The following is a 6643-nucleotide window of genomic DNA, read 5'->3' on the forward strand; positions in this document are numbered from 1 at the left end:
GGGCGGCGCGGGCGGCGGCGCCGCGGCCGGCGGTCGCCGCGGCGCGCAGGCGGCCCCGCCCGTCCCCGGCTCGACCGAGGACATCTTCGAGGGCCAGGTCAAGATCACGTGTGACGAGGGCTCGAACAAGCTCGTCGTCACCTCCTCGCTCCGCGATTACGCCGCGCTCCGCAGCGTCATCGACGAGCTCGATCAGCCGCGCCGCCAGGTCTTCATCGAGGCCGTCATCATGGACGTGAACGTCGATCGCACGAACGACGTCGGCGTCCGCTGGCACATGGGCGCGCCCGTCCCCTCGCCCGTCGACATCGACGGCGTGACCGGCGACGGCATCGCGTACGGCGGCATGGACCCGCTCACCTCCGCGGGCGCGCCGCTCTCCGTCGCGAACCAGCTCGGCGCCTTCGCGCTCGGCGTCCGCGGCCCCACGATCGCGGAATCGGCGAACCTCCTCGGCACGGGCATTTCGATCCCCGCGTTCGGCGTCATCATGCACGCGATGGCGACCGACTCCGATTCGAACGTCCTCGCCACGCCGCACATCCTCGCGACCGACAACATCCCGGCCACGATCGAGATTGGCCAGAACATCCCGCTCCAGACGAACGTCGGCGGCGGCCTCGGCTCGCTCGCGGGCGCGGCGGGCGGCGCGGCGGGCGCGGCGGGCGGCCTCGGCAGCCTCGGCCTGCTCGGCGGTCTCGGCGGCTTTTCGGCGCCTCGCCAGGACGTCGGCACGAAGATCGAGGTCACGCCGCACGTCAACGACTCCGATCAGGTGCGACTCGAAATCACGGAGGGCATCTCCGAGGCCGGCGCGCCGCTCCCTGGCGCGCTCGGGGCGATTCCGATCACCAAGCGCAACGCGAAGACGACGCTCGTCGTCCGCGACCAGCAGACCGTGGTCATCGGCGGCCTCATGCGCGATGCGGTCACGAATTCGCGCACGAAGATCCCGATCCTCGGCGACATCCCGATCCTCGGCGCGCTCTTCCGCACCACGAAAAAGACCATGCAGAAGACGAACCTCCTGCTCGTCCTCACGCCCTACATCATTCGTGATCAGGAGGACCTCCGGGCGATCTTCGAGCGCAAGATGCAGGAGCGGCAGGAGTTCCTCGACCGGTATTTCGTCTTCGGCGACTCGGATTGGGAGCCCCCGAAGGATTACGCGCGCGCCAATGGCCTCGTCGAGGACATCCGGCAATCGCAGATCAAGATGGCCGAGCGGGCGCGGCTCGAAGAGGAGGCCAAACCCAAGGGCGCGCGCTCGCATGAGCCCGGACAACCCATTGCGGTGCCGAGCATCGCCATCCGCGGCGGCGGGGACGACGGCGGCGGCGGCATGCAGACCGCGACGCCGCCCCCGGCGACGGGCGGCGGCAATGCGCCCGCGGCGCCCACCCCGCGCCGCCGCCCGGCTGGCGCGCCTGCCCCGCGGCCCGTGGAGCGCGTGGAGTGAGCATGAACCCGGCAGCCCGAGAAGAATACGTCGGTGAGATCCTGGTCCGCCACGGCGTGGTCGACGCGCAGAAGCTCGCGCCGCTCTTCGATACCGTGCGCGAGCGCGGCCAGACGCTCACGGAGCTCATCGTCTCCTCGAACCTCGCGGGCGAGGACAAGATCGCCCGCGCGCTCGCGACCGAGATGGGCCTCGATTTCGTGCCGAAGATCGACATCGATCAGGTCAAATTCGACGTCGCCTCGCGCCTGCCCATCACCTATGCGAAGCAGCGCTTCATCCTGCCCATCTTCGAGGACGACCAGACCGTGCACGCGGTCGTCGCCGATCCGCTCGACACGCTGGCGGTCGACGACGTCCGCGCGATCTTCGCGAAGCCCGTGGAGATCTCGGTCGCGACGCGCAACCACGTCCACGAGGCGATCAACCGCATCTGGGAGAAAAGCGACGCGGGCCAATCGAACCTCGAAGGCGACAAGCACGAGGAAGAAGACAACCTCGTCGACATCATCGACTCGGACGACGACGCGCCGATCATCGCCTGGGTGAACAGCCTCTTCGCGATGGCCGTCCGCGAGCGCGCGAGCGACATCCACATCGAGCCCGAGGAGCGCGACGTCGTCGTGCGGTATCGCATCGACGGCGAGCTCTACGTGGCGCGCCGCGCCTCGAAGCAGTTCATGGCGCCGATCATCGCCCGCGTGAAGATCATGGCGAGCCTCAACATCGCCGAGAAGCGCCTCCCGCAGGACGGCCGCATCACGCTGAAGATCGCGGGCAAGAGCGTCGACGTCCGCGTCTCCACGGTCCCCACGAGCCGCGGCTTCGAGCGCATCGTCATGCGCCTTTTGCACAAGACGAGCATCCTCCTCGGCCTCGACGATCTCGGCTTCGCCCCGCGCGAATACGGGATCATGGATCACCTCATCAATCGGCCCGACGGCATCATCCTCGTCACGGGCCCGACCGGCAGCGGCAAGACGACGACGCTTTATGCGTGCCTGAACCGCATCAACGATCCGAGCCGCAACATCCTCACGGCCGAGGATCCGGTCGAGTACGAGATCGGCGGCATTCATCAGGTCCACGTCCACCCCTCGATCGGCCTCACGTTCGCGAGCGCGCTCCGCGCCTTCTTGCGCCAGGATCCGGACGTCATCATGGTCGGCGAGATCCGCGACAAGGAGACCGCCGAGATCGCGATTCACGCCTCGCTCACGGGTCACCTCGTGCTCTCGACGCTCCACACGAACGACTCGGCCGCGGCCGTCACGCGCCTCGTCGAGATGGAGATCGAGCCGTTCCTCGTGCGCTCCAGCGTCATCGGCATCCTCGCGCAGCGCCTCGTGCGCATGCTTTGCCAGCACTGCAAGATCCCGTATCAGCCGACGGCGTACGAGCTCAAGCAGCTCGGCCTCGACGAGGAGCGCCTCGCCTGGAAGGCGAAGCGGATCCCGTCGCAGCGGTATTCGGTGCACGGGCTCGAATACGAATATGTCGGGCAGAAAATGGGCAGCTCTCCGGTTTTCTTCAAACCGGGAGGTTGCGACGCCTGCATGCAGAAGGGATTCGTGGGGAGGCGCGGAATCTACGAGCTGCTCGTCATCGACGACGCGATCGGGCCGCTCATCCTCAAGAACGCCGACGCGCAGACGGTCAAGCGCGTCGCGCTCTCGCAGGGCATGGACACCATGCGTGACGACGGCGCGCGCAAGGTCCTCAGGGGTCTGACGACGGTCGAGGAAGTGCTCGCCGCGACCCAAGAGGACATCATCGTGGACGAATAGGGAGGAGCGGGCCGTGGCCGTCTTCGAATACAGAGGCATCCTCGTCGCCACCGGAAAGCCGGTGAAGGGCGTGAAAGACGCGGAGAACGCGAAGGCGCTCCGCGCCCTCCTGCGCAAGGACGGCATCCTTCTCACGACGGCCGCGGAAGAGAAGGCCGCCGCGGCGAAGACGAAGAAGTCGATCAACCTCCTCGCCTTCACGCAGCGCCCCTCGACGAGCGACGTCGCTGTCGTCACGCGCCAGCTCGCGACCCTGCTCAAGGCGGGCATTCCGCTCTTCGAATCGCTCACGGCGCTCATCGATCAGGTCGAGAAAGAATCGCTCAAGCGCGCGCTCACCCAGGTCCGCGAGCAGATCCGCGAGGGTACGAGCTTCGCGAAGGCGCTCGAACAGCACCCGTCGATCTTCCCGCCGCTCTACGTGAACATGGTCCGCGCCGGCGAGGCGTCGGGCATGCTCCAGCAGGTCTTGGAGCGCGTCACCGCGTTCCTCGAGTCCCAGGCGAAGCTCACGTCGAAGGTCAGCTCGGCGATGGCTTATCCCATCCTGATGGCGGTCCTCGGCGTCTCGCTCGTCTCGGTGCTCATGGTCGCGGTCGTGCCGAACGTGACCTCGATCTTCGCCTCGATGGATCAGGCATTGCCCTGGTACACGGCCACGCTCATCGGCACGTCCGACTTTTTGAGCAACTACTGGTGGCTCGTCCTCGGCCTCCTCGCGGCGGGCATCTGGGGCTTCCGTCGCTGGAAGCGCACGCCGGCCGGCCGGCTGAAATGGCACGGCTTTTTGCTCAAGGCGCCCATCGTCGGCAAGCTCGTGCAGATGATCGCGATCGCGCGCTTCTCGCGCACGCTCGCCACGCTGCTCAGCGCCGGCGTCGCGCTGCTCAGCGCGATGGACATCGTCAAGAACGTCCTCGGCAATGCCGTCCTCGAGAAGGTCATCGCCGACGCGATCGGCTCGATCCGCGAGGGCCAGAGCATCGCCGAGCCCCTGAAGCGCAGCGGCCAGTTCCCGCCGATCGTCACGCACATGATCACGATCGGCGAAAAGAGCGGTCAGCTCGAAGAGATGCTGGAGAACGTTTCGAACGCGTACGATCTGGAGGTCGAGAACCGCGTGACCGTGCTGACGAGCCTGCTCGAACCCCTCATGATCGTGTTCATGGGCGGCGCGGTCGGGTTCATCGCGTTCTCGATCCTCATGCCGCTCATCCAGATGTCGAGTTTTGCAGGCTAACGGGGGAATCGGGGCGTGGCGCGGCGCAGGCAGAGAGAGACGACGATCTGGTTCCCGTGGGAGCGGGGCGGCGGAATCTTGCGCGGCCGCGGCATGGCACGGGCGAAGCTCGTGGCGCTCGCGCTCGGGATGGCCACGCTCTTGCTCCTCCTCGGCGCGCGTGAGCGCCGCAAGACCGGCGTACGCTCCACGATGGCCACGATCGGCGTCGTCCGGGGGGGACTCGATGCGTATCGGGCGGATCACGAGCGAAAGTGCCCCGCGTCGCTCGATGCGCTAAAAGCCGAGGGGTATATCGGGATCGACCCCATCGACGCGTGGGGCAGGCCGCTCCGGCTGGTTTGCCCTGGTCAGAAGGACCCGGAGGGGTACGATCTCACGAGCGACGGGCCGGATGGTGAAATCGGCGGTCTCGACCGCGTGGAGTGAACGGACCATGAAGGTGAAAGCGAATCGAATCCGGAGAGTGAAGCGTGCGGCGTCGCGGGGCGTGACGCTGGTCGAGGTCCTGATCGTGCTCGCGATCATGGCGATCATCGCGGGCGGCGCGACGGCGCTCGTGTTCCCGCGGTACAAGGAGAGCCAGATCCGCGGCGCGGTGCTCAGCGCGGGCGTCATCAAGACCGCGGCGCAGCAGTACATGCACCTCGACAGCCTGAGCGGCGGCTGCCCGACGATCAAAGAGCTCGTCGACGGCAAGCACATCGACGCGGGGAAGACGGACGATCCGTGGGGCACGCCGTTCAAGATTCAATGCGACGGCGACGAGATCACGGTGCTCTCGGCGGGCCGCGATCGCAAAGAAAATACGCCCGACGACGTCAAGGACAGCTTCAAGGACGCGGACATCAAGCGCGTCGCGGGGCTCTGACGAGGACCTTATCGATGCCGCGCGCCTCCGCTCCTCTCGCGACATGCCACGCCCCCGCGCGATCGCGCGGCCGGCGTGGCATGACGCTGGTGGAGGTCCTGATCACGCTGGCGATCATGACCCTGGTCACGGGGACGGCGGTCGTCGGGTTCGGGACGCTCAAGCGCGCGCGGCTCAGGCAATCGTCGGTGATGATCGCCAGCGCGGTGCGCGTCGCCTATGGGCATGCGAATGCCATTGGAAAGCCGGTGCGGCTCGTCTTCGATTTCGAGCAGCGGATGGTGATCCTGGAGGAGGGCGCGGGCCAGCTCTCGGTCGACAAGAAGGACAAGACGGGCGGCGCCGCGGCCGCCACCGATATCGAGCAGAAGGCGATGGAGGAGGCCGAGAAAATCGTGAAGGGGCCACGCGCGCCGCGGCCCTCGTTCACGCCCACGAAGGCCTTCGGATTCGAGCCGCAGGGCGAAAAGCCGGGCAAGGACCTCGCCGACGGCGTGCGATTCCTCTCGATCGACACCTCGCATCAGGAGGGGCCGATCGAGGAGGATCGCGCGTATCTTTATTTCTGGCCCGGGGGGCAGACGGAGCGGGCGGCGATCCAGGTCGTGCTCGGCAATCCCGCGGAGGCGGATCCGGAGCGCGACATCATGACGGTGCTCGTCTCCCCGCTGACGGGCAAGACCGCGCTCCAGAAGGGGCGCGTCGAAATGCAGAGGCCGCGCGACGAATCCGAGGAATCGGACGCCAGCGATTCCGGTTTCTGAGGGGTTCGGGGAGATCGATATGAAACGGAGAGGATTCACGCTGCTCGAGGTCATGGTCGCCGTCGCGATCCTGGGCCTCGGTCTGACCGCGATCCTCTCGGCGCAGGCGGGCGCGTTCTCCGCCTCGTCCCACGCGCGGAATCTGAGCGTCGCCACCTCCCTCGCCCGCTGCAAGATGGGCGAAATCGAGGAGGTCCTCTTCCGCGAGGGGTTCCAGGAGCTAGAGGTCATCGAGAGCGGCCCTTGCTGCGAGGGCGACGAGACGCCGAACCTCAAATGCTCGTGGAAGATCGAAAAGCCGCAGTTCCCCGAGCCGAAGCCCGGTGAAATGGAGCTCGACACCGGCCTCGACATGACGACGCAAAATGGCGGCGCGAATCCCTCGGGCGCCGCGGGCGCCGCGGGCGGGCTCGGCGCGCTCGGCGGCCTGCTCGGACTCGCCGGCGGCGCGGCGCCTCCGGCCACGGGCGACCTCGCGGGCGGCGGCCTCGGTGACGTCGCCGGCGCGCTCGGCGGCGCCAC

6 protein-coding genes and 1 pseudogene are annotated in these 6643 nt (G+C 67.6%); all 7 read left to right on the forward strand.

Annotation, left to right across the window (positions count from 1 at the left end):
- Positions 1–1459, forward strand: a pseudogene (locus QHF84_RS49880) (secretin N-terminal domain-containing protein); the annotation flags it as partial.
- 2 nt (positions 1460–1461) lie between these two features.
- On the forward strand, positions 1462–3246 hold the full coding sequence (gene gspE / locus QHF84_RS49885; RefSeq protein WP_281320743.1) for a type II secretion system ATPase GspE: 1785 nt from the start codon (positions 1462–1464) through the stop codon (positions 3244–3246).
- 13 nt (positions 3247–3259) lie between these two features.
- Positions 3260–4486 carry a type II secretion system inner membrane protein GspF gene (gene gspF / locus QHF84_RS49890; RefSeq protein WP_281320744.1) on the forward strand — a complete coding sequence of 409 codons (1227 nt, stop codon included), beginning with the start codon at positions 3260–3262 and terminating at the stop codon, positions 4484–4486.
- A 15-nt stretch (positions 4487–4501) separates the two neighbouring features.
- Entirely contained in the window at positions 4502–4915 is a 414-nt protein-coding gene (locus tag QHF84_RS49895; protein ID WP_281320745.1) for a type II secretion system protein GspG, read from the forward strand.
- A 7-nt stretch (positions 4916–4922) separates the two neighbouring features.
- Positions 4923–5357 (forward strand): type II secretion system protein, encoded by a 435-nt coding sequence (locus QHF84_RS49900; protein WP_281320746.1) that lies wholly within the window; start codon positions 4923–4925, stop codon positions 5355–5357.
- 14 nt (positions 5358–5371) lie between these two features.
- A complete protein-coding gene (locus QHF84_RS49905) occupies positions 5372–6121 on the forward strand; it encodes a prepilin-type N-terminal cleavage/methylation domain-containing protein (RefSeq protein WP_281320747.1) in 750 nt (249 codons plus the stop codon).
- 19 nt (positions 6122–6140) lie between these two features.
- A partial coding sequence (locus tag QHF84_RS49910; protein ID WP_281320748.1) for a type II secretion system protein occupies positions 6141–6643 on the forward strand: 503 nt, incomplete at its 3' end.

It is taken from the genome of Polyangium sp. y55x31 (assembly GCF_029946505.1).
GTDB lineage: Bacteria > Myxococcota_A > Polyangia > Polyangiales > Polyangiaceae > Polyangium.